Genomic DNA, 26,433 nt, shown 5'->3' on the forward strand with positions numbered 1-26,433 from the left:
AATACTTCTATATATCCTTAGAAAGGAGGTGATCCAGCCGCACCTTCCGATACGGCTACCTTGTTACGACTTCACCCCAATCATCTGTCCCACCTTAGGCGGCTGGCTCCTTACGGTTACCCCACCGACTTCGGGTGTTACAAACTCTCGTGGTGTGACGGGCGGTGTGTACAAGGCCCGGGAACGTATTCACCGCGGCATGCTGATCCGCGATTACTAGCGATTCCGGCTTCATGCAGGCGAGTTGCAGCCTGCAATCCGAACTGAGAATGGTTTTATGGGATTCGCTTAACCTCGCGGTCTCGCAGCCCTTTGTACCATCCATTGTAGCACGTGTGTAGCCCAGGTCATAAGGGGCATGATGATTTGACGTCATCCCCACCTTCCTCCGGTTTGTCACCGGCAGTCACCTTAGAGTGCCCAACTGAATGCTGGCAACTAAGATCAAGGGTTGCGCTCGTTGCGGGACTTAACCCAACATCTCACGACACGAGCTGACGACAACCATGCACCACCTGTCACTCTGTCCCCCGAAGGGGAACGCCCTATCTCTAGGGTTGGCAGAGGATGTCAAGACCTGGTAAGGTTCTTCGCGTTGCTTCGAATTAAACCACATGCTCCACCGCTTGTGCGGGCCCCCGTCAATTCCTTTGAGTTTCAGCCTTGCGGCCGTACTCCCCAGGCGGAGTGCTTAATGCGTTAGCTGCAGCACTAAGGGGCGGAAACCCCCTAACACTTAGCACTCATCGTTTACGGCGTGGACTACCAGGGTATCTAATCCTGTTCGCTCCCCACGCTTTCGCGCCTCAGTGTCAGTTACAGACCAGAAAGTCGCCTTCGCCACTGGTGTTCCTCCACATCTCTACGCATTTCACCGCTACACGTGGAATTCCACTTTCCTCTTCTGCACTCAAGTTCCCCAGTTTCCAATGACCCTCCACGGTTGAGCCGTGGGCTTTCACATCAGACTTAAGGAACCACCTGCGCGCGCTTTACGCCCAATAATTCCGGACAACGCTTGCCACCTACGTATTACCGCGGCTGCTGGCACGTAGTTAGCCGTGGCTTTCTGGTTAGGTACCGTCAAGGTACCGCCCTATTCGAACGGTACTTGTTCTTCCCTAACAACAGAGTTTTACGATCCGAAAACCTTCATCACTCACGCGGCGTTGCTCCGTCAGACTTTCGTCCATTGCGGAAGATTCCCTACTGCTGCCTCCCGTAGGAGTCTGGGCCGTGTCTCAGTCCCAGTGTGGCCGATCACCCTCTCAGGTCGGCTACGCATCGTTGCCTTGGTGAGCCGTTACCTCACCAACTAGCTAATGCGCCGCGGGCCCATCTGTAAGTGATAGCCGAAGCCATCTTTCAGCTTTCCTACATGTGTAGAAAAGAATTATCCGGTATTAGCTCCGGTTTCCCGAAGTTATCCCAGTCTTACAGGCAGGTTGCCCACGTGTTACTCACCCGTCCGCCGCTAACTTGCGAGAGCAAGCTCTCACAAGTCCGCTCGACTTGCATGTATTAGGCACGCCGCCAGCGTTCGTCCTGAGCCAGGATCAAACTCTCCAATAAAGAGTTGATGTAGCTCATAAAAATGTCTTATAAAAAGACTTAGAATTAACGTTGACGTTTTTGTTCGCTCAGTTTTCAAAGAACAATGTTTTTCATGTTTATCGCTCAGAGGCGACTTTATTAATATATCATCTTTCGCTTTTGACGTCAACAACTTTTTTTAAGTTGTTTTTTATCATGTCAGCAGCGACGTTTATTAATATATCAGCAAACTAAAATTTAGTCAATTATTATTTCGTAGTTTTTTCAAAACCTTTTACCCTTTTTGTTCATTACAATAACTTTTCCGCATGTACTTAAGACATTCATTCGGTGAAGCTACTCTTTTAAACAAAGAAAATAATATTTTATATCTTTCTTCCATTGCTCTTTTAACAATATGATCAATTCTTTCATCCTTTAAATCGAAAAGAATTTCATCCATTTCTCTTTTAATTAAGTATTGCATTTCTTTTTGCTCCATATCATTAATTAATAATCCAATCATAATGGCACCTCTTTATATTCCAATATGGTTTTTGTAGTATTTTCCAAATTATTTTTTTTATGAATTTGATTTTGCATTCATTTATAAAAAGACCTTTGCATAATATTGAGACAAGGAGTGTAATGGACGAGGTGAAGAGAAAAATGAATTACTTTTTTGTACTAAACGGGAAATCAATGAAAAAAATCGCTTTAATTATTATTGCATCATTTTTTACAGCATGGTTTTTATATATCGGGAATATTGTGCATATGCCAGTATTTTCAACAAAGGATGGGCCAAAAGCAATATATAAAGGGGAAAAAGATCTGGCCCTTACCTTCAATATAGGCTGGGGCGATGAAAAAGCAGAACCTATCCTAGATGTTTTGAAAAAAGAGAATGTAAAATCCGCCACTTTTTTTCTCTCTGGTTCATGGGCAGAGCATCATCCAGATTTAGTAGCACGAATAGTCAAAGAAGGATATGAAATAGGAATCCTTGGTTATAATTACGAGGACTATACTGAGCTTGAGGAAGCGAAAATTAGACAAGATATAGCTAAAGCTCAAGTTGCATTCAAGAAATTAAATGTAAAAGACATCAAACTAGTTCGAGCTCCAACAGGTCATTTTGACCAAAGGACACTAAAAATTGCTGAAAGGCTCGGTTACACAGTTATACATTGGAGCATAGATTCAAAGGATTGGACAAATCCAGGGACAGAACAAATTATCAGTAATGTATCTAGAGCCAAAAAGGGTGATATTGTATTACTTCATGCTTCTGATTCCGCAAAACAAACAGCTAAAGCACTGCCACATATCTTAAAGCAATTAAATAAAAAGGGAATTGAACTTGTCACCGTATCAGAAATGATTGCAAATGCCAAAACAAAAACAAGCGAAATTAAATAAAAAGTATTCCTTATTAATTGCTTCAAATAAGCTATTAAAGAGTTTAAAAATATTTCCCTATATTTAAGGATACTTCATTACCGTGGAGTTCCAACTCCATTTATACGTTAAGAACAAATGCGCAAGCGCCTTCGAAACAATTACAGATCAAATTGTTTCTGTGAAGTTTATTCAAGGAAGCTTTCATTTGTGCTCACCTCCGACATGCACAAGACGAGCCTCACGGAAAGGTGTTCTTTACCTTTCTGGGAGGATTGATCGAAATGTGAAGGCGACTGTTTAGGGACGACTGCATAAGACGAGCCCTGTAAGAAGACGTTCTTTGTCTTCTGGAAGGGATCGGCTTATGACGCGAGTCCCTAGGAGCCGTAACTAGACAAGCTTGTGACCTCGAGGTCGACAAAAACGCGACGTCCTCCCAAAAGCTTCTCTTTTGGTCGTGCGAAGTGTCGCTGACGTAGCATTCCTTGTCCTGTCGCATTGTCGACACTAGTACGTCCTGTACGTCGGAGGTAGGCGCTTGAGCTAAACGCAGATAAACTATATCTCAAGTTATCAACAGATAGCGAAAATTATAATTTCCTATACAATAAAGAAAACTCGCCGATTGGCGAGCCTTGGAAAGGCGAAGACAGAGGCGTAGTTGCACTTATCGGGCTCATACATGCCACGTCCTGTGGCTTTCGCCCGACTAGGACATCCTGTCCGTCGTACTTAATTCCTAAAATTGGCAACTACGTCGAATCATCTTCTGCGCTGACAATTTATACTTTCTTAAAGTGTTAGAAAAACTTGGCGTTGCCAAGTCCTTTTTGGTGAATGCCTTAGTTTTTTGTATGCGATCTTATTAGCAGATATTTTATTGAAAACAACTTTACTTTAATACGCTAATGAACTTAAACTTTCCGATTAGCTAAAAAAGCCTTCCTTATTTGGTCGGCTTTTTTGATTTCTGCTGTTTTTGTAATTGAGACTTTTCGTTAATCTTATGTAGAATAAGCAGCTGGTAAGTGTTGCATACTAATAAAGGAAAAATCATAAGATAAACCCAGCTTTGTTCGTTGACCCTTAATACAGGAACCCACTCAATCGTCGTTACAACAACCATAAAGAAAACAGCTGGTATAAATGCATCCTTATTCGTTAACTTTGCCTTAACCGCAGCAACAACAAGGGCTACCACTAAGACAAATGCTGCAAGCGCAATGTACGGCAGTATGCTTTCTCCTTCCTTCGCAAAAGCATTATAACGAAGGTACACTAGATCGAATAATACAAACACAATGAGAAGGACTTGTACGGCATTCCATAAGGAACGGGATTTAAATATTCCTAATCCAAAACGGTGGACAGTTAAATAAGCAAAAAATCCCATTTGGCTAAGGACACTAAAAATGAAGCCGACACCTATTAACCAAAATAACACAGATAATATTTCAAGAAAATCAAATGGAACAAATAACGGTTTAAATTCATTCCATCGGACGATAAATCCAACAACCCCAGTAGTTAATCCCCCTACCAAAAGTGTGGATAGAAATAGCTTTACCCAATTTCGGCTCGTCAATTTATTTTTCCTCCATAATATAAATTATTCACCCTATGATTGTACCAACCAGCCTTTGAAAAATCTAGGGATAGTATTTTCTTGCGAATAATAATTGCTCTTTTTCTTCATTATAAAAATAAGGATACATTCTTTGAAAGGAGCTTCAAGTATGTTAAATAAATTCCGTTTGCTCCTGACGCTACTGCTGATCATACTCATAACGGGCTGTGCTCAAAATGAGGCTGGCGGCAATCAATTGGATTATGAGCAAACAAAAAAGATGGTTGTCGATATACTTAAAACTGACGATGGAAAAAAGGCTATCCAAGAACTAATGACCGAAGATAAAATGAAGCAGCAGCTTGTTATGGACCAAAAGGTTGTGTCAGATACAATAGAAAAGACATTAACTTCCGAAAAGGGAGCAGAATTCTGGAAAAAGCAATTTGAGGATCCTAAATTTGCTGAAAGCATGGCAAAAAGCATGAAAGCCGAAAATGAGAAGCTTCTAAAAGATTTAATGAAAGACCCTGAATACCGTGGCATGATGGTTGAAGTCTTGCAGGATCCAGAATTAGAAAAAGAGGTCATAAAAGTCTTAAAAAGCAAAGAATACCGAGAGCATTTACAAACTGTCGTAAAGGAAACCTTTGATAGTCCCCTATTCAAAGCACAAATACAAACCCTTCTTTTAAAAGCCGCAGAAGAGGTTAAGACCAGTGAAAAGGGTGGAGAAAAAGGCGGCGGTGGAGAACAGGGACAACAAGGTGGAGGCGGCGGAGGCCAATAAGAGTAAATTTAAAAAACCTCTTCTTTTCCAAGAAGAGGTTTTTCCATTTTACTTACCTTCCAGTGTATTAACAACTTTTTGAGCAATATCTCCATAAATCTTACCAAGCTTATGGTCTGCATCATATACAGATGGCGCGAAATCATCTTCATTCCAATCAGGCTGTGCGAGTGGCAATTGGCCTAAAACTGTTGTTCTTAGCTCATCAGCCAACTTCTCTCCTCCACCTTGTCCGAACACATATTCCTTCTCACCTGTAAGCTTACTTTCAAAGTAGGCCATATTTTCAATAACACCCAATATTTCATGCTCTGTTCTTAGAGCCATTGCACCAGCACGAGCTGCTACAAATGCTGCAGTTGGATGAGGGGTAGTCACAACGATTTCTTTACAAGCAGGAAGCATTGTATGAACATCCAACGCCACATCTCCAGTACCTGGAGGCAAGTCTAAAAGTAAATAATCAATTTCTCCCCACTCTACCTCATTAAAAAAACTATTGAGCATTTTCCCAAGCATTGGCCCTCTCCAAATTATCGGAGAGTTATCTTCAACGAAGAAGCCCATCGAAATCACTTTTACTCCAAATCGATCAACTGGAATAATTTTTTCTCCTCTTACGACAGGTCTCGTTGTTATGCCCATCATGTCAGGGACACTGAATCCATAGATATCGGCATCAATTAATCCGACTTTCTTGCCTAACCTTGCCAAAGAGATAGCAAGGTTCACGGATACAGTTGACTTTCCAACCCCACCTTTTCCACTCGCAATCGCAATAAATGTCGTTTTACTTTCTGGAGAAAGCAATCCTTTGTCATCTTCTTGTATAGCTTGGCGGTATTGTGACAGAACAGATTCTGGCAGTTCACTAAAACGAATTCCAACGGTAGCGGCTCCCGCTTCTTTTAGACGGCTAACGATGAGAGTTTGAAGCTGAAGCTGCTCAGCTGTTCCTGTTTTCGCAATAAGGATTTTTACACTTACATGATCTTTTTCTTCTTTTATCTTAATTTCCTCAATTGCTTCCAGCTCACCTAATGATTTATGTAAAAATGGCTCCTGTAATCCACTTAAAATTTCTCTTATATTTTGTTCAGATAACATATTAGCACCTGCCTTTTGTATTCGTTTCCATTTAAGTATAACATATAGATTTATCAATGATGTTAATTGTATCACACCTATTTTACGATAATTGGAATAGTAAAATGTTCATTGAAAAAAAGATGCTATTATAGCACCTTTATTCCTCTTCTATTAACTCTTTCTCATCAGAGTAATAGCGCAATATTCCATTATAAATGGAGGCAGCTACTTTATCTTGATATTTTTCTTTCTTTAAATGCGCCTTTTCAGCTGCATTTGATAAAAATCCTATTTCAACGAGTGAACCAGGAATTTTTGCGTTTTTAAGGATATACACATCATTAAGCACTTTTGCTTTTCGAGTGGTGTTTTCCAAATTACGCCGCAGTTCATCCTGAATGAATTTTGCCGAACGCGCATTTTCCTCCTTTTTCGATGCATAAAAGGTTTGTGCCCCGCTCCACCTTGGGGATGGAATCGAATTTAAATGGATACTCACAAAATACTCTGCACCTGATGTATTAATCATTTCCAGTCTCTTTTTTAAATCCTCTACCTTTCGGCGGCTGTAACCCCTTGTACCTTTGGGAGCCAGATCCCGATCATCCTCCCTCGTCATCAAGACAAGAGCTCCCTGCTGCTGCAAGAGATCACGGACTTTCAATGAAACAGAAAGAGCAATATCCTTTTCAAGTGCATCCGAATCCCCGGCCCCACCGTCAGGACCTCCATGACCTGGATCAATCAAAATGATTTTACCTGTTAAAGGCAAATTCCACGACTCCCATGAATCATTCTCTGCGAAATCATATTGTAAAATAAAAAACAGAATGATCAGTCCAATGGCGAAAGCCCAAGTTTTTAGTCTTTTGTTCATCAATCTGTCCATCCTCCCGCTCGTCCTCACTTCAATATATGGGACGAGTTGGAGTTCTAGAACGAAAAGAAATACATTGAATAGAGCTCTAGTGAAGCCTTAAGCGATGTCTTCTCTCTCCCTTTTGAAAGCCCTCCATCCACCAGTAAGAAACATAATCTCCGCATAAATAATAAAGAGATTCACTCATAATTCCCTCTTCACCGCTTCCCCAGTACAGGAAGAAATGGTATAAGGTATCAATTAAATGCTGTTCCTCATTCCGGCAGCGATATTTTACAGTCTCTATCGTTTCACCATAAAATCCAAAACGGCTAAAATGTGCACCTAATAAATAGGCCTCGATCGCCACATCATAGCATGCTTCTTCAATTCCATTATTCATTAACAAGCCAGCGACAAATCTGGATGACCCGAAAAGCTGCTGTACTTTTTCTTTTAATGTCTTTATGGAAATTTCCCGTAAAACGGATTTTTCATATTTTATTTGCTTCTCTCTTTTCTTTTCAGTAAAGGTTGTAATCACATTCATTGTATTTCACCTCTTGAGGATAGTCTTCATCCCTTGAGGACGAGAAATACAAAAAGCACATCGCTTTTGACTGCCAATTTTTTATCTAAAAAAAGCAGCAACCATTTCAGCCGATACAGCAATTCGCTTTTTTTATTATTATTTTTAGAATAATTTGATAAAATGATATATAAAGATTTTACCAAAGGAGGTATTTAATTGAATGTTGATGTCACCAAAATATTTATTAGTTCTTCCTCCCAGCAAACCCTTCAGCCTTTAAGAGAACGAATAAAAGCGGCTTTAGAAAATGCTGGTCATGAAACGATTATGTATGAGTATGGAGATATGGGATTATATACAGATAACCCTAATCAAGATTGCTTAAATAAGGTAAAGGATAGTGATGTCCTTGTTTTATTTATATCAAATAAAGCAGGAAGCCTAAGCCGTAATAATCCCAATATTACCATTACATATGCAGAATTTATGACCGCTCTCAAAAACGATAAAATTGTCATACCGATCGTGGAAACGCAAATACTTAACTTCTATAAAGAGCATATGAAAGATGAATTAGACAGAGCGATTTACAAGTATGAGATGAAGTACGACCACGAACCTCGATTCACTTTTCCAATCGTAAAAGCCCTTTTGGAAGACCATAAAAAAAATAATACTGTCTTACATAAAAAAATTTCAGAGACTGCTGTAGATGATTTTATTTGGGCCTTTATCCATGACTGTTTTAATATGACAAGATGGACATATGATTACAACATCGCTGATACACCTGAACTTTGTAGCTTCCTTTTGAAGGTTTTAAGTCAAGTATTAAGAAAAAGCACGAAATTTTATCTTCATGAAAAAGAAATTACTCAAAACCTTTTGCTGTATGATGAGCTATCTATTTATCAAGACGCTGTAAACAACTTTATGAAGTGTATTGTGAATGCCAAGCTTAGTCTCCCATTATTCTTTAAGACCTTATCCGAGTATTTGCCAGGTCAATCCATTTATGATCCTTACAGTGATTTTGCGGAACACCCTGTACCTATTGTGAATATATCTGAATGTAAAGCCATTACATTATACAAACGGAATGGAGACCTATTCTCTTTAGTTGATTCGTATGGAAGCAAAACCCCAGCACAAAACTTTAATATAGAGGATGAAGATTCATTTGTTGCTCAAACTTATCATAAAGATATGGAACATCGAGAACATATATTTTACTCAGAGGAGAAGCAAATGATATACATGACAAAGAAGGTTGGAGAATTAGTCTTATCATGTCACTTTCAATTATCTCAGCTTTGGTCAAGTCGTCGTGTGAACAGCTATGAAAGCGACATTGTAAGTGCTATAATGGAAAAAAGGCAACCTTTTGATTTTGCAATAGACCTTTTAGGAGGGATGTTAAATGAGTAAGGATAGTGTTGTCTATATCGGTTCCACTCCTAAGCATCTGACTCGTATAGCAAAAGAAATAGATATGAGGAAAAAATCAGAGAACAATAGACGTCTTCTAGAATCTTTAGGATATAATAATAAATCTCACACATGTGGGAAATCACCATTTACTGGAATGGTTAAGAAAGCGTAGAGAACATCTATGCTTTTTTTATATTTGAGCATAAAAAAAAGACCCTTTCCACAAAAGTGAAAAGAGCCTTTGAAACGCCAATAATTAACGTTTTGAGAACTGAGGTGCACGACGAGCGCCTTTAAGACCGTATTTTTTACGTTCTTTCATACGAGCGTCACGAGTTAATAGACCTGCAGCTTTTAATGTTGGACGGTATTCTGGATCAGCTTGAAGTAACGCACGAGCGATACCGTGGCGAATTGCGCCAGCTTGACCAGTGTATCCACCACCATTTACGTTTACATGTACATCATAGCCACCTTGTGTTTCAGTAGCTACAAGTGGTTGATTTACAACCGCACGTAAAGCAGCAAATGGGATATACTCTTCGATTTCACGACCATTGATAACAATTTTACCATCGCCTGGTACTAAACGAACTCGTGCAACGGAGCTCTTACGACGACCAGTGCCAATATATTGAACCTGTGCCAAGTTAATAACCTCCCCTAAAAATTATCCACGAAGTTCGTAAACTTCAGGTTGTTGAGCTTGGTGCTTATGTTCAGCGCCAGCATATACGTGTAATTTCTTGAACATTTGACGACCAAGAGTGTTCTTTGGAAGCATGCCTTTAATAGCAAGCTCTAACATTCTCTCAGGATAGTTCGTACGCATTTCGTTAGCAGTTCTTGTTTTTAAACCACCTGGGTGATTTGTGTGACGGTAGTAAATTTTGTCATTTAATTTATTACCAGTTAATTCGATCTTTGCAGCATTAAGAATAATTACATGATCACCAGTATCAACATGTGGTGTAAAAGTTGGTTTATGTTTACCACGTAGGATTGACGCAACTTCACTAGCAAGACGACCTAGAGTTTTGCCTTCTGCATCAACCACGTACCATTTACGCTCGATATTGCTTGAATTTGCCATGAACGTTGTACGCATCATTTTCCCTCCTAAAAATTCCATCTTCATAATTTCATTGGTTTCATTTATCTTAGACACAATAAGTTCCGGGGCTTATCGTGGTTTTAATAACAATACCTTTGCTATGATACACTTTTATACAGCTATTGTCAATAAAATGTTACACCAGGTTTAGTTGTTTTGGAACATTTTTTTTAATAAAAAACATTCCATAAATAAAGCCCATGTCCAGGAGCAGTTTTTCCCGCATAAGATCGGTCTTTCTTTTCCAAAATGTCCAATATGGATTGCGGGTCTCTATCTCCAGCCCCAACCTCTAAAAGGGTGCCAACTAAGATTCTTACCATATTATACAAAAAGCCATTGCCAACAAAGCGAAACACAAGCTCCGCATTATCCTCAAGCAGTTCTATCTCCCTAATCTCTCTCACCTTATCCTCTACTTCTGTCTTTGCAGAGCAGAAGCTTGTAAAGTCATGAGTGCCAAGCAAATGAACAGCAGCCTCTTTCATGAGAGAGATATTTAAAGCATAGGGATACTGAAACGCATAATTGCGGCTGAATGGATCTCTCTTAGGAGATCGATGCAGAAAATAGCGATATTCCTTCCCTTTTGCATCAAAGCGGGCATGAAAATCCTGTTCCGCATCCTCTGTTTTGACAATCACGATATCATCAGGCAAAAGCGAATTAAGAGCGATATCCCACTTTGACAATGGAATTTGAAGCTCCGAATCGAAATGAATAACCTGCCCTTTTGCATGTACACCTGCATCCGTTCTTCCGGAGGCAACGATTTTTACATCTGCTCCTTTGTGCAGCTTCTTCAAGGCAGTCTCGATTTCCCCCTGCACTGTCCGCTTTTTCGGCTGAACCTGATAACCAGCAAAAAGTGTTCCGTCATAGGCTACAACACACTTAAGTCTTTTCATCATCCTGCCCCATTACGTTCTTAGTAAAAATAATAAAAGCGCCAATAATACAAGCAGCAAGAGCATGAAAGTATCCTTAAAGCCCCAGCTCAGCTGCCGATATTTCGTTCGTCCTTCCCCGCCGCGGTATCCCCTTGCTTCCATCGCTGTAGCAAGCTCTTCTGCCCTTTTAAAGGAACTGACAAATAGGGGGATTAGAAGTGGAATGATTGCCTTCATCCTTTCTTTAATAGGTCCGCTTGTAAAATCAACACCTCGTGCTGTTTGAGCTTTCATAATCTTATCTGTCTCTTGCATCAGAGTTGGAATAAATCTAAGTGAAATAGACATCATAAGAGCAAGCTCATGCACAGGAAACTTCACTTTATTTAACGGATGCAGCAAGCTCTCTAATCCATCCGTTATTTCAATCGGTGTCGTCGTTAACGTAAGAATGGAAGTCATTAATATCAGTAAGAAGAAGCGCATAGAAATGAATATCCCCTGCCTCAATCCTTCTTCATAGATCTTAAACCAGCCTGCCTGAAATATGATTTCCCCTTCTTTTGTTAAAAACAAATGCAATAGCATTGTGAAAAGGACGAGCCAAAGAACAGGTTTTAGCCCTGCAATAATAAAGCGAAAAGGGACTTTGGACAATGAAACCATTAAAAAGGTATAAACGACTAATAGAGCGTATGTCGCGGGATTGTTCGCGATAAAAACAATACATACAAATAAAAAAATCATGAGCAGCTTTGATCGTGGATCCAGCCTATGGATGATGGATTGAGCAGGAACATAGCGGCCAAAAATCATTTTATCCATCATCTCTGCTCACCCCTCTTCACTAATGCAGCAATTTCCTCCGTAAGCTGCTCAACAGATAAGCATGTTTTAGGAAAATTCATTTGAAAAGCCTTTTCAATTTTTTGCTGAAAACGTACAACCTCTGGAACATCTAGCCCAAGCTCCATTAAGCCTTCAGGTGAAGAAAAAATTTCCTCAGGTGTTCCTTTTTTGTATACTTCCCCATGATGCATAATCACAATTTGATCAGCATACCTTGAGGCATCCTCCATACTATGAGTCACAAGTACAGTTGAAAGCTTTCTTTCCTGATGGAGAGCATGGAACATCTCCATTATTTCCTTTCGTCCTCTAGGGTCAAGACCTGCTGTCGGCTCGTCCAAAACAATGACATCCGGTTCCATGGCCAGTACACCAGCAATAGCAACTCTTCTCATTTGACCACCAGATAAATCAAAAGGAGATTTAGCCAAAATGTCTTCAGAGAGACCAACTTGACGAATCGCGATCCTTGCCCGTCTTTTTGCTTCATCCTCTGAAATGCCAAAATTCATCGGCCCGAAGCAAATATCCCTCTCAACCGTTTCCTCAAATAATTGATGCTCCGGAAATTGAAACACGATTCCTACTTTTTGCCTTACGTCTTTAAGGTTTTTCTGCTTCTTCTCAGATGTGATTTCTTTATCCCCTATGATGACTTTACCGGCTGTTGGCTTCAACAATGCATTTAAATGCTGAAGAATGGTTGATTTACCTGATCCCGTATGACCGATAATAGCAAGAAAAGTCCCCGATGGAATATCGATAGAAACATCCTTTATTGCTAATCGTTCAAAAGGGGTATTCGCCTGATATCGATATTCTACTTGTTGTAGTAAGATGTCCATAACTCTGCCACCAACTCTTCTTCCGATAAAAAATGTCTCGATAAGGAAATGCCTTGCTCTTTTAATAATTTGCTCATTTTCACAGGAAATGGGATATCTAGACCAAGCTTAACAAGCTCTTCGTCCATTTGAAATATTTCCTCTGGCGTACCTTCTCTATAGAGCTTGCCTTTATTCATGACAATGATTCGATCAGCCTTTGCTGCTTCCTCTAAATCATGTGTAATGGAAATAACGGTCATATTATGGGTCTCTTTTAATTCTCTAACCGTTTCTAAAACCTCTTCTCTTCCTCTCGGATCAAGCATAGAGGTTGCTTCATCTAATATAATGACAGATGGTCTAAGGGCAATAACACCAGCGATTGCCACCCTTTGCTTTTGGCCTCCTGACAGATGGTGCGGCTCTTGATCAAGAAATTGAGCCATTTTCACCTTATTCAAGGAACTATTGACTCTTTCAATCATATCATCTCTAGCAATCCCGTTATTTTCTAAACCAAAAGCCACATCATCCTGGACAGTCGTTCCAACAAATTGATTGTCCGGATTTTGAAAAACCATTCCAATCATTCTTCTCGTTTCCCACACCGTTTCTTCCGATAAAAGCATGCCATCTACAGTAATAGTCCCTTCCTGTGGATATTGCAGCCCATTTAATAGCTTCGCCAGGGTGGATTTTCCTGAGCCGTTATGACCAACAATCGCGAGCCACTCACCTTCATAGATCTCAAAGGATACATCCTGAAGGGCATAATTCTCCTGAATATCATATTGAAATGAGACATTATTTAGCTGAACTAGGGGCTTCATGCTCATTGTTGTTCCTCCTCTCATCTCTCTCTTCTCTCTATTCTATACTGATCTCTCAGACAATCAACTATATTCAAAGCTCGTATCAAATATTTAAATACATTTTTTATATTAAAAAACCCGCCACAATTGGCGAGCATAAATAGTATGACAGCGGATATTTATTCCCATAACAAACAGAATAAGATTATACAGCTTGTAATCATGAAAGTATACTTACTAGAAAATCTGCTACCCGAGCTTTATTAAAGCCAAGACTGCCTCTCTATTCAAGCTCAAAATCATAGATTTATCCCTAAAAAAAAGCCTGCACCTCCCCGTTAAAACAGGGCCCCCCTGTTGTACGTAAACATTGAAACTAATTCGGAAAGGTGCAAGAGCTAGACGAGTCATATATAAAATCATGCTCATCGTAACGCTCACTTTTTTTGCTAAAATTTGATAAGCTACTAATTTTTAGCAGCTGGACATCTTATAGAAAAAGGGCAAAGAACTACTGTCCTGCCCTATGCAAAGGTGTTCCTATAAGTTGAGGCGTGAGGATTTGCAAGAGGAAATCGGCGAAGACGCCGGCCTCTTCATCAAACCCTCATTCCTTAACTAGATGAAAATTATACTAATTCAATGATAACCATTGGCGCACCGTCTCCACGACGTGGTCCAAGTTTCATGATACGAGTATATCCACCTTGGCGTTCTTCATAGCGAGATGCGATATCGCTGAATAGCTTTTGAACAGCGTCTTGGTTTGTTTCAGCGTTTGCTACCTCATTACGTACGAATGCAGTAGCTTGACGACGTGCATGTAGATCGCCACGTTTTCCAAGAGTGATCATTTTCTCAACAACTGAACGAAGCTCTTTCGCACGAGCTTCAGTTGTTTCAATGCGCTCGTTGATGATTAAATCTGTTGCTAAGTCACGTAGCATAGCTTTACGTTGAGAGCTAGTACGTCCTAACTTTCTGTATCCCATGAAAGTTTCCCTCCTTTGTTGAAGTCATTCATAAAAGCTTTAGGTAGCCTCATCAAAATGCTCATGAAGCAATTGCTTATCAGTCATCTTTACGTAAGCCTAATCCAAGCTCTTCTAGTTTGTGTTTAACTTCCTCAAGAGACTTTCTGCCTAAGTTACGAACCTTCATCATATCTTCTTCCGTTTTATTAGCTAATTCCTGAACGGTATTGATTCCAGCACGCTTTAAACAGTTGTATGAACGAACTGATAAATCAAGCTCTTCAATTGTCATCTCAAGTACTTTTTCTTTTTGATCTTCTTCTTTTTCAACCATAATTTCAGCATTTTGAGCTTCATCCGTTAATCCAACGAAGATATTCAAATGCTCAGTTAAAACCTTCGCACCAAGCGCAACTGCATCTTGAGGACCTGTACTTCCATCAGTCCAAACGTCAAATGTTAACTTATCATAGTTAGTCATTTGGCCTACGCGTGTATTTTCTACTTGGAAAGAAACACGTGAAACAGGTGTATAGATAGAATCGATTGGAATCACACCAATCGGCTGATCTTCTCTTTTGTTTTGGACAGCAGGTGTATATCCACGACCGCGTCTAGCTGTTAAACGCATGCGTAAATGACCGTTCGTTCCTAGAGTAGCAATGTGTAGATCTGAATTTAGAATTTCAACATCGCTGTCATGAGTAATATCAGCTGCTTTAACTGCGCCTTCACCCTGTACATCGATTTCAAGAGTCTTTTCTTCATCAGAGTAGATTTTAAGTGCAAGCTTTTTAATGTTTAAAATGATAGATGTAACATCTTCTACGACGCCTTCAATTGTTGAGAACTCATGAAGTACCCCATCAATCTGAATTGATGTAACTGCGGCACCAGGGAGTGAGGATAAAAGGATACGACGTAAGGAGTTACCCAAAGTTGTACCATATCCACGCTCAAGTGGCTCTACAACGAACTTCCCGTACTTGGCATCATCGCTGATCTCAACCGTTTCGATTTTTGGTTTTTCTATTTCGATCATGAAAATATACCCTCCTTCAAAACGTCGAAACCCCGGTTAGCAAAATTAACCGAAATTCCCCATGTATACGTTCCCGTTTTGCGCACAACAACTTGAATCTTATTCTGTACAAAAAGCACAAACTTTTTTCCATCATATCCCATTATAGACAAGGATACAAAAATTATACAGAAAAATTACACACGGCGACGTTTTGGTGGACGACATCCATTATGTGGAACTGGAGTTACGTCTCTAATTGCAGTAACTTCTAGTCCAGCAGCTTGAAGTGCACGGATTGCAGCTTCACGTCCAGCACCAGGACCTTTAACAGTTACTTCAAGAGTTTTCATGCCATGCTCCATAGAAGCCTTCGCTGCAGTTTCTGCTGCCATTTGTGCTGCGAAAGGAGTAGATTTACGAGAACCTTTGAACCCTAACGCACCAGCGCTTGACCATGAAAGTGCATTCCCATGAGCATCAGTGATAGTTACAATTGTATTATTGAAAGTAGAACGAATATGTGCAACACCTTGTTCAATATTCTTTTTCACACGGCGTTTACGTGTATTAGTTTTACGAGCCATTTAAAGTACCTCCTTTACTGATTATTTCTTCTTGTTCGCTACAGTCTTACGAGGACCTTTGCGTGTACGAGCATTGTTCTTTGTATTTTGTCCACGAACAGGTAGACCACGGCGATGACGAAGACCGCGATAGCAACCGATTTCCATTAAACGCTTAATGTTAAGTGAAACCTCACGGCGAAGGTCACCTTCAACTTTTAATTTGTCGATTACTTCACGAATTTTATTTAATTCGTCTTCAGTTAAATCACGAACACGAGTGTCTTCAGAAACACCAGCTTCTGCTAAAACTTTTTGTGCAGTTACTTTACCAATTCCATAGATGTAAGTTAAGGATATTACTACACGTTTTTCACGTGGAATATCTACACCAGCAATACGTGCCATTCGTTGCGCACCTCCTTGTAATTAACCTTGTTTTTGTTTATGTTTAGGGTTTTCACAGATAACCATAACTTTACCACGTCTGCGGATAACTTTACACTTTTCGCAGATTGGTTTAACAGATGGTCTTACTTTCATTATCCTAACCTCCTTAATAGTACGGAGTGCAGTGGTTTATTTAAAACGATAAGTGATTCTTCCGCGAGTTAAGTCATATGGAGAAAGTTCTACAGTTACTTTATCACCAGGTAATATACGGATAAAGTGCATACGGATTTTTCCAGAAACGTGTGCTAACACTGTATGACCATTCTCTAACTCTACTTTAAACATGGCATTTGGCAAAGTGTCAACAACAGTACCTTCGATCTCAATTACATCGTCTTTCGCCATCGAACGTGTCCTCCTTTTTAATTCAAATACGAAGCCATTTTTATACTTTGCTAGATGCAAAGTGCATTTTCCATTAGTTGCACAACCGGTTTCTTGTAATCTTTCTGAACTTCTTGAGATGCCAACAACCTTATTATTATAACACAATGTTTAGCATGAAGTCCTCAAAGAACCAATACAAGTTTGACCTAAGAATAGAACAGAATGGAAGGAACAGAGGAAATCACCTACAAATTAGGCTTTTGTAAGGATCTCATAACCTGTTTCTGTGATGGCAATTGTATGTTCAAAATGAGCACACATTTTTCCGTCAACCGTTACAACTGTCCAGTTATCTTCTAACGTTTTTACATATCGGCTTCCTGCATTCACCATAGGTTCAACAGCAAGTACCATCCCCGGTTTTAAGCGTGGGCCTTTGTTCGGGGGACCATAATGAGGAATTTGCGGATCCTCATGTAAGTCTTGCCCTATTCCATGACCTACATACTCGCGTACAATGGAAAAACCATATGATTCCGCATAAGTTTGAATCGCATGTGAGATGTTCGACAGACGCTCTCCTGGTTTTGCTTCTGTAAGACCTTTATATAAAGATTCCTCAGTTACATCCAGAAGTGTTTGAGTTTCCTTATCAATCGTACCTACAGGATACGTCCAAGCAGAATCACCATGATAACCGTTATATTTAGCACCGATATCAACGCTAATAATGTCGCCATTCTTTAGTACCCGATTACTAGGAATCCCATGAACAAGCTCATTATTAACTGAAGCACAGATGCTGCCGCGAAAGCCATTATAACCTTTGAAGGATGGAGTTGCATCGTGTTTTTTTATAAACTTTTCAGCAATGCTATCCAATTCTAAGGTTGTAATGCCTGGAGCAATATGCTTTTTCAGTTCTTGATGAGTCAGTGCTACAATTTTTCCAGCTTCGCGCATGATTTCAATTTCACGCGGTGTTTTGCAAATGATCATTATTGCAATCCCTCGAGTAATTGATCCACATCAGCAAATACTTTATCTATTTGCTGCTGGCCATCAATATTGCGCAAATAGCCTTTAGTTTCATAGAAATCGAGTAATGGTTTCGTTTGTTTAATATTAACGTCCAATCGATTCTTAACAGTTGCCTCATTATCATCAGCACGCTGATACAGCTCTCCACCGCAACGATCGCATACACCATCTTTTGCAGGAGGATTGAATACAAGATGATAAGTGGCTCCGCAATCTTTACAAATGCGACGGCCAGTAAGGCGTTCCATTAGAATTCCATTGTCTACGTCAATGTTAATGACGTAGTTAATTTTTTTATCCAATTGAGTAAGGATGTCTTCCAATGCTTCTGCTTGAGCAACAGTTCGAGGAAAGCCGTCGAGCAGGAAGCCTTTCTTACAATCACCCTTAGATAATCTTTCACGGACAATACCAATTGTTACTTCATCAGGAACAAGTTCGCCTTTATCCATGAATGATTTTGCCTGAAGGCCAAGTTCTGTTTCATCTTTTATTGCTGCACGGAACATATCTCCTGTTGAGATATGAGGGATGCCGTATTTTTGGACAATCTTTTCCGCTTGTGTACCTTTACCGGCACCAGGGAGCCCCATTAATACTAAGTTCATGTGAAATCCCCCTAAATCTAATTGGTTTTTAGGGACCGTCAATGGGTACCCTAAAAAACCAAATTATTTAATAAACCCTTTATAATGACGTTTAACAAGTTGAGCCTCAAGCTGCTTCATTGTTTCTAGTGCAACACCAATAACAATTAATAAGCTTGTTCCCCCAATTTGAGCAGATTGCGGCAGATTCGAAAGATTAATAAAGAGAATCGGTAAGATCGCAATAGCTGTCAGGAATAGAGCACCAACAAATGTTAAACGATATAGAACACGCGTTAAATACTCTTGAGTACTTTTTCCTGGACGTATACCAGGAATATAACCGCCTTGTTTTTTCAAGTTATCCGAAACTTGTTCAGGATTTACTTGAATGAAAGCGTAGAAATAAGTAAAGGCAATAATCAGTGCACTATACACGACCATTCCTATTGGATTTGAGTAATTAAATACTCTTTCAATCCAGAGTGTTATCTCATTTTGCTCAAAGAATGAAGCAATCGTTCTTGGTGTAACGATAAAAGATACTGCAAAGATAACTGGAATTACACCTGCAGCATTTACTTTTAAAGGTAAGTGAGAGGATTGACCTCCAACTGAACCTTTTCCTGCTACCATTCTTTTTGCGTATTGAATAGGAATTTTTCTTAATGCTTGCTGAATAAAGATAGTACCGACAACAATTGCAATAACTGCAATAACAAGTAGTACAACTTTAACAATGTTAAGGAACAGCTGCTCTCCAGCATTTTCAAATTGCTGAGCAAAAATTTGATTAAGTGTAGATGGAATACCAGCTACGATCCCAGCAAAAATAATGACAGAGATTCCGTTTCCAACACCTTTTGAAGTGATTTGTTCACCTAGCCACATTAAAAATGAAGTTCCTGCTGTTAAGACTACTGCAATCAATAGATAGTTTCCAATACTTGGATTTTCAATTAATTGCCCGCCAGCTAGGTTATTGAACCCGTATGACATACCTAAAGCTTGGATAAAACCAAGCACAATAGTGAAATAGCGGGTAAACTGAGCTAACTTACGGCGTCCAACTTCTCCTTGCTTTGACCATTCAGTAAACTTCGGAACAACGTCCATTTGAAGCAACTGGATTATAATGGATGCAGTAATGTACGGCATAATCCCCATTGCAAGAATTGAGAAGTTTCGGAGTGCCCCACCGCCGAATGTATCCAGAAGACCGAATACATTAAGTTCATCCTGGGCCTTTAAAAGATCTGCATTCACACCTGGTACAGGAATAAATGTACCAATACGGAATATAACCAACATTAAAAGGGTGAATAGGATCTTTCTTCTTATATCACCCACGCGCATAAAATTGGAGATTGTCTGAAACATTAAATCACCTCAGTTTGACCGCCGGCAGCTTCAATCGCTTCCTTCGCAGCAGAGGAGAATTTATGAGCTTTTACAGTAAGCTTTTTCTCAACTTTGCCTTTAGCAAGAATTTTAATTCCTGCTTTCTCGTTGCTAACTACACCTGTTTCGATAAGAAGTTCTGGAGTTACTTCAGTACCTTCTTCAAAACGATTTAGAGCATCAAGGTTCACAACTGCATATTCTTTACGATTAATGTTCGTAAAGCCACGCTTTGGTAAACGTTGAAATAAAGGTGTTTGACCACCCTCGAATCCTGGACGAACACCGCCGCCAGAACGAGCGTTTTGACCTTTATGACCTTTACCAGCAGTTTTACCATTACCGGAACCAATTCCACGACCTTTACGTTTGCGTTCTTGACGTGAACCTTCTGCAGGCTTTAATTCATGAAGTTTCATGTTGGCACCTCCTTATTTTGTAGAAGAGTAAAAAATTATATTTCTTTTACCGTAACAAGGTGAGCAACTTTATTGATCATTCCGCGAATAGCTGGATTGTCTTGATGCTCAACTGTTTGGTGCAATTTGCGTAAGCCAAGAGCTTTAACTGTTTCGCATTGGTCACCTGGGCGGCCAATCACGCTGCGAGTGAGGGTAATTTCTAATTTATTCGCCATTTGATTTCCCTCCTTATCCTAACAGTTCTTCTACTGATTTACCACGTAATTTTGCTACGTCCTCAGCACGTTTTAATTGTGTTAAACCGTTCAAAGTAGCACGAACCATGTTGATTGGTGTGTTTGTACCTAAAGATTTAGATAAGATATCACCAACACCAGCTAATTCAAGTACCGCACGAACTGGTCCACCAGCGATAACACCAGTACCTTCATATGCAGGCTTTAAAAGTACTTCTCCAGCACCAAAGTTTCCAATAACTTGGTGAGGAATCGTTGTTCCAACCATTGGTACTTCGATTAAGTTTTTCTTTGCATCTTCAATCGCTTTGCGGATTGCTTCTGGTACTTCTTGCGCTTTACCAGTACCAAAGCCGACATGGCCGTTTTTGTCACCTACTACTACAAGAGCAGAGAAACGAAAACGACGTCCACCTTTAACAACCTTCGCTACACGATTAACCGTAACTACGCGTTCTTCAAGTTCAAGTTTGTTTGGATCAATACGACGCATCTTTTTGTGTCCCTCCTTTGTCTATTAAAATTCTAAACCGTTCTCGCGAGCAGCATCAGCTAATGCTTTAACGCGGCCATGATATAGGTAACCTCCACGGTCAAAAACGACAGCTTTAATACCTTTTTCAATTCCACGCTTTGCAACTAATTCTCCGACCTTGACTGCTGCATCAACGTTGCCTGTAGAATCTAGATTTACTTCTTTATCTAATGTAGAAGCACTTGCTAAAGTAACTCCTTTAACATCGTCAACTAATTGAGCATAAATATGCTTATTAGAGCGGAACACATTTAAACGAGGACGAGTTTCAGTTCCAGAAAGTTTAGCACGTACACGGCCATGTCTTTTCTTACGAACTGCATTTTTATCAGCCTTCGTAATCATTAAAGTCACTCCTTTCGTTTACCTATGCGGCATTACTTACCAGTTTTACCTTCTTTACGACGCACATATTCGCCTTCATAACGGATACCTTTTCCTTTGTAAGGCTCTGGAGGACGAACATCACGAATGTTAGCTGCTAATGCACCTACACGTTCTTTACTGATACCTTTAACAATAACCTTTGTATTAGATGGAACTTCAACTTCAACACCATCTTCAGGTTCGATTTCAACAGGGTGAGAGTATCCTACGTTTAATACAAGTTTTTTACCTTGTTTTTGAGCACGGTAACCGACCCCGATTAGCTCTAGACCTTTTTCAAAGCCTTTAGATACACCTTCAACCATGTTTGATATTAATGCACGAGTTGTACCATGTAAGGTACGGTGCTCTTTTGATTCAGATGGACGAGAAACTGTTAATACATTCTCTTCTACTTGAATCGTTAAATCTGGGCTGAATGAACTTGTAAGTTCACCTTTAGGGCCCTTAACTGTAACAGTGTTTTTGCTATCGATATTAATCGTAACACCAGTTGGAATTTCAATTGGTTTTTTACCTATACGAGACATTTATTGCACCTCCATTCATTAAGAAACTCTATTACCAAACGTATGCTAAAACTTCTCCGCCAACTTGTTTAGCACGAGCTTCTTTATCTGTAAGAACTCCTTGAGAAGTAGAAACTAGTGCAATACCAAGGCCGTTAAGTACACGTGGCACTTCGTCAGCTTTTGCGTATACACGAAGACCAGGCTTGCTTATACGCTTAAGACCAGTAATTACACGTTCGTTGTTTGAACCGTATTTTAAGAAAATGCGGATGATACCTTGTTTGTTATCTTCGATAAACTCAACATCGCGTACAAAACCTTCACGCTTTAAGATATCAGCAATTTCTTTTTTGATATTAGAAGCAGGAACTTCTAATTTTTCGTGACGTACCATATTCGCATTACGGATGCGAGTAAGCAAATCTGCAATTGGATCTGTCATGACCATTGTTTTTACCTCCTTCCTAAACCTTATGTTTACCAGCTAGCTTTTTTCACGCCAGGAATTTGACCTTTATATGCTAATTCACGGAAACAGATACGGCAAAGCTTAAATTTACGGTAAACAGAATGTGGACGTCCGCAACGTTCGCAGCGTGTGTATTCTTGTACCTTGTATTTAGGCGTGCGTTTTTGTTTCGCAATCATTGACTTTTTAGCCACGTTTTCGCCTCCCTCTATTTAGCGATTACTTTTGGAACGGCATTCCAAATTGAGTTAAAAGTTCACGAGCTTCTTCATCAGTATTAGCTGTAGTTACGATAACGATATCCATACCACGAACTTTGCTTACTTTATCGTAATCAATTTCAGGGAAGATTAACTGCTCTTTAACACCTAGAGTGTAGTTTCCGCGTCCGTCAAAAGACTTTTTAGAAATACCGCGGAAGTCACGTACACGTGGAAGAGATACTGAGATTAACTTATCGAAAAACTCATACATGCGCTTCCCGCGAAGTGTAACTTTAGCACCGATAGGCATACCTTCACGCAGACGGAATCCAGCGATAGAGTTTTTAGCGCGTGTAACAACTGGCTTTTGGCCAGCAAGTAACGCTAACTCTTCAACCGCATTATCTAATGCTTTAGCATTTTGAACAGCATCACCAACACCCATGTTGATAACGATTTTATCAATCGTAGGTACTTGCATTACTGATTTATAGTTGAACTTGCTCATAAGAGCAGGAGTAATTTCTTTTGTATACTTTTCTTTTAGGCGGTTCATGTGATTAGTACCTCCCTTCTTCTATAAACTATTTATCTAGAACTTCACCGGATTTTGTTGCTACACGTACTTTTTTGCCATCAACCGTTTTGTAGCCAACACGTGTTGGATTCCCAGACTTAGGGTCTACAGGCATGACATTTGATACATGAATAGGTGCCTCCTGGCTATTGATTCCACCTTGTGGGTTCACTTGGGAAGGCTTAGAGTGTTTCTTTACAATGTTAACTCCTTCAACAAGAACACGGTCTTGTTTAGGAAACGCTGCAAGAATAACACCAGTTTTGCCTTTATCCTTACCAGAGATGACCATAACTTTGTCACCTTTTTTTACATGCATCCGTAAGCACCTCCTTAAAGGCATTTTAATTTAAATTATAGAACTTCTGGAGCTAAAGAAATAATTTTCATGAAGTTGCTGTCACGTAATTCACGCGCAACAGGTCCGAAGATACGAGTTCCACGAGGACCCTTATCATCACGAATAATTACACATGCGTTTTCATCAAAACGAATGTAAGTACCGTCATTACGGCGTACTCCGCTCTTAGTTCGAACAATTACGGCTTTAACAACATCACCTTTTTTAACAACGCCACCTGGTGTTGCTTGTTTCACTGTACAAACGATAATGTCGCCAATATTAGCAGTTTTGCGGCCAGTGCCACCAAGAACTTTAATTGTAAGTACTTCACGAGCACCAGAGTTGTCAGCAACTTTCAAACGTGATTCTTGTTGAATCATGTGTGTAACCTCCCTTCGGAATTAAGCTATTTCCGAACAATTAGATAATAACTGCTTTTTCTACTACTTCTACTAAACGGAAACGTTTTGTCGCTGAAAGCGGGCGAGTTTCCATAATACGGACGATGTCGCCAGTTTTCGCTACGTTTTGCTCATCATGAGCTTTGAATTTTTTAGAGTACTTAACGCGTTTACCGTATAAAGGGTGTTTTTTGTAAGTTTCAACAAGGACAGTAACGGTCTTATCCATTTTGTCTGAAACAACACGCCCAGTGTAAACTTTGCGTTGGTTGCGTTCACTCATTGTGCGAACCTCCTCTCAATATCACTTTGAAAAGCCAATTTCTCTTTCACGAATCACAGTTTTCATACGAGCGATCGATTTACGAACTTCACGAATGCGTGCTGTGTTTTCAAGTTGTCCAGTCGCTAATTGAAAGCGAAGATTGAATAATTCTTCTTTTAATGATTTCACTTTTTGTTCTATTTCGGCAGTGGTAAGGTCACGAATATCATTAGCTTTCATTTGATTCACCACCAATTTCTTCACGTTTTACAAACTTACACTTTACAGGAAGCTTGTGTGCTGCAAGACGAAGAGCCTCACGAGCGATTTCTTCAGATACACCTGCAATTTCGAACATTACTTTTCCGGGCTTAACTACTGCTACCCAACCTTCTGGAGCACCCTTACCGGAACCCATTCGGACTTCTAGAGGCTTTGCAGTGTAAGGCTTATGCGGGAAAATTTTGATCCAAACTTTACCGCCACGTTTCATATAACGAGTCATAGCGATACGAGCAGCTTCGATTTGGCGGTTAGTGATCCAAGAAGCTTCAGTTGCTTGTAATCCGAATTCACCAAATGTTACTTCAGTGCCGCCTTTAGCGTTACCACGCATTTTTCCACGGTGTTGACGGCGATATTTTACGCGTTTTGGCAATAACATATTATTTGCCTCCTTCCGCAGATTTCTTCTTAGTAGGAAGGACTTCTCCCTTATAGATCCATACTTTTACGCCAAGCTTACCATAAGTTGTATCAGCTTCAGCGTGAGCATAGTCGATATCAGCACGAAGAGTATGAAGTGGAACTGTTCCTTCGCTGTATGATTCAGAACGAGCGATGTCAGCACCGCCTAAGCGTCCAGATACCATAGTTTTGATACCTTTAGCACCAGCGCGCATTGCACGTTGAATAGTTTGTTTTTGAGCACGACGGAAAGATACACGGTTTTCTAATTGACGAGCAATGTTTTCCGCAACTAATTTCGCATCGATATCAGCTTTCTTAATTTCAAGAATATTGATGTGTACACGTTTACCAGTTAATGAGTTAAGTGCTTTACGAAGTGCTTCAACTTCAGTACCACCTTTACCAATAACCATTCCTGGCTTGGCAGTGTGGATAGTGACGTTTAGACGATTTGCTGCACGTTCGATTTCGACTTTTGATACAGAAGCATCGTTAAGACGCTTTGAGATGTACTCACGAACTTTAAGGTCTTCGTGTAAAAGATCAGCATAGTCTTTGCCTGCGTACCATTTAGATTCCCAATCACGGATAACTCCGATACGCAAACCGACTGGATTTACTTTTTGACCCACTGATTATCCCTCCTTCTTTTCTGATAAAACGATAGTAATATGGCTAGTACGTTTGTTGATTTGGCTTGCACGGCCCATTGCACGAGGACGGAAACGTTTTAATGTTGGTCCTTCGTCAACAAACGCTTGAGCAACTACTAAGTTATTAACGTCCATTTCGTAGTTGTGCTCTGCGTTAGCTAATGCAGATTTTAAAACTTTCTCTACGATTGGAGAAGCAGCTTTTGGAGTTAAATTCAAAATCGCCACTGCTTCGCCTACTTGCTTTCCTCGAATTAAATCTACGACTAAACGAGCTTTACGAGGAGCAATACGAACTGTTCTTGCAACAGCTTTTGCTTGCATAAGAATGCCCTCCTCTCATTAACGTCTTGTTTTCTTATCATCATTGCCATGGCCTTTGTACGCACGTGTTGGAGCAAATTCTCCAAGCTTGTGGCCTACCATGTCTTCAGTGACATATACAGGCACGTGTTTACGACCATCGTAAACTGCAATTGTGTGTCCGATGAATTGCGGGAAGATCGTAGAACGGCGAGACCAAGTTTTAACAACTTGTTTGCCTTCAGTCTCATTTAGCTTTTCGATCTTTGTCATTAAATGATCATCAACAAAAGGCCCTTTTTTTAAACTGCGACCCATGATTGAACCTCCCTTCGCGATTGATCTACGGTTCCATTTGTGAACCGTAGGA

At 40.0% G+C, this 26,433-nt stretch carries 40 protein-coding genes and 1 rRNA gene; 4 read left to right on the forward strand and 37 right to left on the reverse strand.

Annotation, left to right across the window (positions count from 1 at the left end):
- Window positions 1-21: 21 nt before the first annotated feature.
- A 16S ribosomal RNA gene (locus tag KHA94_RS24850) occupies window positions 22-1,572 on the reverse strand.
- 256 nt (window positions 1,573-1,828) lie between these two features.
- Window positions 1,829-2,059 carry a hypothetical protein gene (locus KHA94_RS24855; protein ID WP_213104757.1) on the reverse strand — a complete coding sequence of 77 codons (231 nt, stop codon included), beginning with the start codon at window positions 2,057-2,059 and terminating at the stop codon, window positions 1,829-1,831.
- A 143-nt stretch (window positions 2,060-2,202) separates the two neighbouring features.
- Here KHA94_RS24855 and pdaB point away from each other — a divergent pair, with 143 nt between their 5' ends.
- Window positions 2,203-2,955, forward strand: coding sequence for a polysaccharide deacetylase family sporulation protein PdaB (gene pdaB, locus KHA94_RS24860; RefSeq protein ID WP_213104758.1), 753 nt, complete (start codon window positions 2,203-2,205; stop codon window positions 2,953-2,955).
- Window positions 2,956-3,883: 928 nt separating this feature from the next.
- On the opposite strand, the gene KHA94_RS24865 is transcribed toward pdaB, so the two are convergent.
- Window positions 3,884-4,522 carry a KinB-signaling pathway activation protein gene (locus tag KHA94_RS24865; protein ID WP_213104759.1) on the reverse strand — a complete coding sequence of 213 codons (639 nt, stop codon included), beginning with the start codon at window positions 4,520-4,522 and terminating at the stop codon, window positions 3,884-3,886.
- 151 nt (window positions 4,523-4,673) lie between these two features.
- Between KHA94_RS24865 and gerD the strand changes: the two genes are divergently transcribed.
- Complete coding sequence (gene gerD, locus KHA94_RS24870; RefSeq protein ID WP_213104760.1) at window positions 4,674-5,294, forward strand: spore germination lipoprotein GerD; 621 nt, start codon at window positions 4,674-4,676, stop codon at window positions 5,292-5,294.
- Window positions 5,295-5,342: 48 nt separating this feature from the next.
- On the opposite strand, the gene KHA94_RS24875 is transcribed toward gerD, so the two are convergent.
- From KHA94_RS24875 to KHA94_RS24885, 3 genes are all read right to left on the reverse strand, one after another.
- Window positions 5,343-6,401, reverse strand: a complete 1,059-nt coding sequence (locus tag KHA94_RS24875) for an Mrp/NBP35 family ATP-binding protein (protein WP_213104761.1) — start codon at window positions 6,399-6,401, stop codon at window positions 5,343-5,345.
- Between the two features lie 139 nt (window positions 6,402-6,540).
- Window positions 6,541-7,260, reverse strand: coding sequence for an N-acetylmuramoyl-L-alanine amidase CwlD (gene cwlD / locus KHA94_RS24880; RefSeq protein WP_213104818.1), 720 nt, complete (start codon window positions 7,258-7,260; stop codon window positions 6,541-6,543).
- An 88-nt stretch (window positions 7,261-7,348) separates the two neighbouring features.
- Window positions 7,349-7,792 (reverse strand): YbaK family protein, encoded by a 444-nt coding sequence (locus KHA94_RS24885; RefSeq protein ID WP_213104762.1) that lies wholly within the window; start codon window positions 7,790-7,792, stop codon window positions 7,349-7,351.
- A gap of 198 nt (window positions 7,793-7,990) precedes the next feature.
- On the opposite strand from KHA94_RS24885, the gene KHA94_RS24890 reads away from it, so the two are divergent.
- Window positions 7,991-9,202: a DUF4062 domain-containing protein gene (locus tag KHA94_RS24890; protein WP_213104763.1), complete on the forward strand. Its 1,212-nt coding sequence runs from the start codon at window positions 7,991-7,993 to the stop codon at window positions 9,200-9,202.
- A complete protein-coding gene (locus KHA94_RS24895; RefSeq protein WP_213104764.1) occupies window positions 9,195-9,377 on the forward strand; it encodes a hypothetical protein in 183 nt (60 codons plus the stop codon). The genes KHA94_RS24890 and KHA94_RS24895 overlap by 8 nt, the downstream gene beginning before the upstream one ends.
- Before the next feature lie 84 nt (window positions 9,378-9,461).
- Here KHA94_RS24895 and rpsI read toward each other — a convergent pair whose 3' ends face one another.
- The 31 genes from rpsI to rpsS form a co-directional block, all read right to left on the reverse strand.
- Complete coding sequence (rpsI, locus tag KHA94_RS24900; protein ID WP_213104765.1) at window positions 9,462-9,854, reverse strand: 30S ribosomal protein S9; 393 nt, start codon at window positions 9,852-9,854, stop codon at window positions 9,462-9,464.
- Between the two features lie 21 nt (window positions 9,855-9,875).
- Window positions 9,876-10,313 carry a 50S ribosomal protein L13 gene (gene rplM, locus KHA94_RS24905; RefSeq protein ID WP_213104766.1) on the reverse strand — a complete coding sequence of 146 codons (438 nt, stop codon included), beginning with the start codon at window positions 10,311-10,313 and terminating at the stop codon, window positions 9,876-9,878.
- A gap of 176 nt (window positions 10,314-10,489) precedes the next feature.
- Window positions 10,490-11,227, reverse strand: a complete 738-nt coding sequence (gene truA, locus KHA94_RS24910) for a tRNA pseudouridine(38-40) synthase TruA (RefSeq protein WP_213104767.1) — start codon at window positions 11,225-11,227, stop codon at window positions 10,490-10,492.
- 12 nt (window positions 11,228-11,239) lie between these two features.
- Window positions 11,240-12,037, reverse strand: coding sequence for an energy-coupling factor transporter transmembrane component T family protein (locus KHA94_RS24915; protein ID WP_213104768.1), 798 nt, complete (start codon window positions 12,035-12,037; stop codon window positions 11,240-11,242).
- Window positions 12,034-12,903 (reverse strand): energy-coupling factor ABC transporter ATP-binding protein, encoded by an 870-nt coding sequence (locus tag KHA94_RS24920; RefSeq protein ID WP_213104769.1) that lies wholly within the window; start codon window positions 12,901-12,903, stop codon window positions 12,034-12,036. Before KHA94_RS24920 ends, KHA94_RS24915 begins: the two co-directional genes overlap by 4 nt.
- Window positions 12,879-13,721, reverse strand: coding sequence for an energy-coupling factor ABC transporter ATP-binding protein (locus KHA94_RS24925; protein WP_249365747.1), 843 nt, complete (start codon window positions 13,719-13,721; stop codon window positions 12,879-12,881). Before KHA94_RS24925 ends, KHA94_RS24920 begins: the two co-directional genes overlap by 25 nt.
- A gap of 605 nt (window positions 13,722-14,326) precedes the next feature.
- The gene (gene rplQ / locus KHA94_RS24930; protein WP_213104770.1) at window positions 14,327-14,689 is read right to left on the reverse strand and encodes a 50S ribosomal protein L17; all 363 of its coding nucleotides are present in this window, start codon (window positions 14,687-14,689) and stop codon (window positions 14,327-14,329) included.
- Window positions 14,690-14,768: 79 nt separating this feature from the next.
- Window positions 14,769-15,713 (reverse strand): DNA-directed RNA polymerase subunit alpha, encoded by a 945-nt coding sequence (locus tag KHA94_RS24935; RefSeq protein ID WP_213104771.1) that lies wholly within the window; start codon window positions 15,711-15,713, stop codon window positions 14,769-14,771.
- A 176-nt stretch (window positions 15,714-15,889) separates the two neighbouring features.
- Window positions 15,890-16,279 carry a 30S ribosomal protein S11 gene (gene rpsK / locus KHA94_RS24940; protein WP_057776559.1) on the reverse strand — a complete coding sequence of 130 codons (390 nt, stop codon included), beginning with the start codon at window positions 16,277-16,279 and terminating at the stop codon, window positions 15,890-15,892.
- A gap of 21 nt (window positions 16,280-16,300) precedes the next feature.
- Window positions 16,301-16,666, reverse strand: coding sequence for a 30S ribosomal protein S13 (gene rpsM / locus KHA94_RS24945; RefSeq protein ID WP_057776558.1), 366 nt, complete (start codon window positions 16,664-16,666; stop codon window positions 16,301-16,303).
- A gap of 21 nt (window positions 16,667-16,687) precedes the next feature.
- Entirely contained in the window at window positions 16,688-16,801 is a 114-nt protein-coding gene (rpmJ, locus tag KHA94_RS24950) for a 50S ribosomal protein L36 (RefSeq protein ID WP_000868344.1), read from the reverse strand.
- 36 nt (window positions 16,802-16,837) lie between these two features.
- Window positions 16,838-17,056: a translation initiation factor IF-1 gene (gene infA, locus KHA94_RS24955; RefSeq protein WP_009336604.1), complete on the reverse strand. Its 219-nt coding sequence runs from the start codon at window positions 17,054-17,056 to the stop codon at window positions 16,838-16,840.
- Window positions 17,057-17,290: 234 nt separating this feature from the next.
- On the reverse strand, window positions 17,291-18,037 hold the full coding sequence (map, locus tag KHA94_RS24960; RefSeq protein ID WP_213104772.1) for a type I methionyl aminopeptidase: 747 nt from the start codon (window positions 18,035-18,037) through the stop codon (window positions 17,291-17,293).
- Window positions 18,037-18,687: an adenylate kinase gene (locus KHA94_RS24965; RefSeq protein ID WP_213104773.1), complete on the reverse strand. Its 651-nt coding sequence runs from the start codon at window positions 18,685-18,687 to the stop codon at window positions 18,037-18,039. The genes map and KHA94_RS24965 overlap by 1 nt, the downstream gene beginning before the upstream one ends.
- A gap of 63 nt (window positions 18,688-18,750) precedes the next feature.
- A complete protein-coding gene (gene secY, locus KHA94_RS24970; RefSeq protein ID WP_213104774.1) occupies window positions 18,751-20,046 on the reverse strand; it encodes a preprotein translocase subunit SecY in 1,296 nt (431 codons plus the stop codon).
- On the reverse strand, window positions 20,046-20,486 hold the full coding sequence (gene rplO, locus KHA94_RS24975; RefSeq protein ID WP_213104775.1) for a 50S ribosomal protein L15: 441 nt from the start codon (window positions 20,484-20,486) through the stop codon (window positions 20,046-20,048). The genes secY and rplO overlap by 1 nt, the downstream gene beginning before the upstream one ends.
- 35 nt (window positions 20,487-20,521) lie before the next feature.
- Window positions 20,522-20,704, reverse strand: a complete 183-nt coding sequence (gene rpmD, locus KHA94_RS24980; protein ID WP_213104776.1) for a 50S ribosomal protein L30 — start codon at window positions 20,702-20,704, stop codon at window positions 20,522-20,524.
- Between the two features lie 13 nt (window positions 20,705-20,717).
- Window positions 20,718-21,218, reverse strand: coding sequence for a 30S ribosomal protein S5 (rpsE, locus tag KHA94_RS24985; protein WP_057776552.1), 501 nt, complete (start codon window positions 21,216-21,218; stop codon window positions 20,718-20,720).
- 24 nt (window positions 21,219-21,242) lie between these two features.
- Window positions 21,243-21,605 carry a 50S ribosomal protein L18 gene (gene rplR / locus KHA94_RS24990; RefSeq protein WP_213104777.1) on the reverse strand — a complete coding sequence of 121 codons (363 nt, stop codon included), beginning with the start codon at window positions 21,603-21,605 and terminating at the stop codon, window positions 21,243-21,245.
- Window positions 21,606-21,637: 32 nt separating this feature from the next.
- A complete protein-coding gene (gene rplF, locus KHA94_RS24995) occupies window positions 21,638-22,177 on the reverse strand; it encodes a 50S ribosomal protein L6 (protein ID WP_213104778.1) in 540 nt (179 codons plus the stop codon).
- Between the two features lie 31 nt (window positions 22,178-22,208).
- Window positions 22,209-22,607 carry a 30S ribosomal protein S8 gene (gene rpsH / locus KHA94_RS25000; protein ID WP_057776549.1) on the reverse strand — a complete coding sequence of 133 codons (399 nt, stop codon included), beginning with the start codon at window positions 22,605-22,607 and terminating at the stop codon, window positions 22,209-22,211.
- A 29-nt stretch (window positions 22,608-22,636) separates the two neighbouring features.
- Window positions 22,637-22,822, reverse strand: a complete 186-nt coding sequence (gene rpsN, locus KHA94_RS25005; protein ID WP_009499044.1) for a 30S ribosomal protein S14 — start codon at window positions 22,820-22,822, stop codon at window positions 22,637-22,639.
- Window positions 22,823-22,847: 25 nt separating this feature from the next.
- Entirely contained in the window at window positions 22,848-23,387 is a 540-nt protein-coding gene (gene rplE / locus KHA94_RS25010; protein ID WP_213104779.1) for a 50S ribosomal protein L5, read from the reverse strand.
- Between the two features lie 28 nt (window positions 23,388-23,415).
- Window positions 23,416-23,727 (reverse strand): 50S ribosomal protein L24, encoded by a 312-nt coding sequence (gene rplX, locus KHA94_RS25015; RefSeq protein WP_213104780.1) that lies wholly within the window; start codon window positions 23,725-23,727, stop codon window positions 23,416-23,418.
- A gap of 35 nt (window positions 23,728-23,762) precedes the next feature.
- Entirely contained in the window at window positions 23,763-24,131 is a 369-nt protein-coding gene (rplN, locus tag KHA94_RS25020; RefSeq protein WP_213104781.1) for a 50S ribosomal protein L14, read from the reverse strand.
- A 40-nt stretch (window positions 24,132-24,171) separates the two neighbouring features.
- Window positions 24,172-24,435 (reverse strand): 30S ribosomal protein S17, encoded by a 264-nt coding sequence (gene rpsQ, locus KHA94_RS25025; RefSeq protein WP_213104782.1) that lies wholly within the window; start codon window positions 24,433-24,435, stop codon window positions 24,172-24,174.
- A gap of 21 nt (window positions 24,436-24,456) precedes the next feature.
- On the reverse strand, window positions 24,457-24,657 hold the full coding sequence (gene rpmC / locus KHA94_RS25030; protein WP_057776544.1) for a 50S ribosomal protein L29: 201 nt from the start codon (window positions 24,655-24,657) through the stop codon (window positions 24,457-24,459).
- Complete coding sequence (gene rplP / locus KHA94_RS25035) at window positions 24,647-25,081, reverse strand: 50S ribosomal protein L16 (RefSeq protein WP_213104783.1); 435 nt, start codon at window positions 25,079-25,081, stop codon at window positions 24,647-24,649. The genes rpmC and rplP overlap by 11 nt, the downstream gene beginning before the upstream one ends.
- Window position 25,082: 1 nt before the next feature.
- Window positions 25,083-25,739, reverse strand: a complete 657-nt coding sequence (gene rpsC, locus KHA94_RS25040) for a 30S ribosomal protein S3 (protein WP_213104784.1) — start codon at window positions 25,737-25,739, stop codon at window positions 25,083-25,085.
- Window positions 25,740-25,742: 3 nt separating this feature from the next.
- Window positions 25,743-26,084 carry a 50S ribosomal protein L22 gene (rplV, locus tag KHA94_RS25045; RefSeq protein WP_009336582.1) on the reverse strand — a complete coding sequence of 114 codons (342 nt, stop codon included), beginning with the start codon at window positions 26,082-26,084 and terminating at the stop codon, window positions 25,743-25,745.
- A gap of 18 nt (window positions 26,085-26,102) precedes the next feature.
- On the reverse strand, window positions 26,103-26,381 hold the full coding sequence (rpsS, locus tag KHA94_RS25050; RefSeq protein ID WP_213104785.1) for a 30S ribosomal protein S19: 279 nt from the start codon (window positions 26,379-26,381) through the stop codon (window positions 26,103-26,105).
- Between the last annotated feature and the right edge of the window lie 52 nt (window positions 26,382-26,433).

The organism is Cytobacillus citreus (genome assembly GCF_018343665.1).
GTDB lineage: Bacteria > Bacillota > Bacilli > Bacillales > Cytobacillaceae > Cytobacillus > Cytobacillus citreus.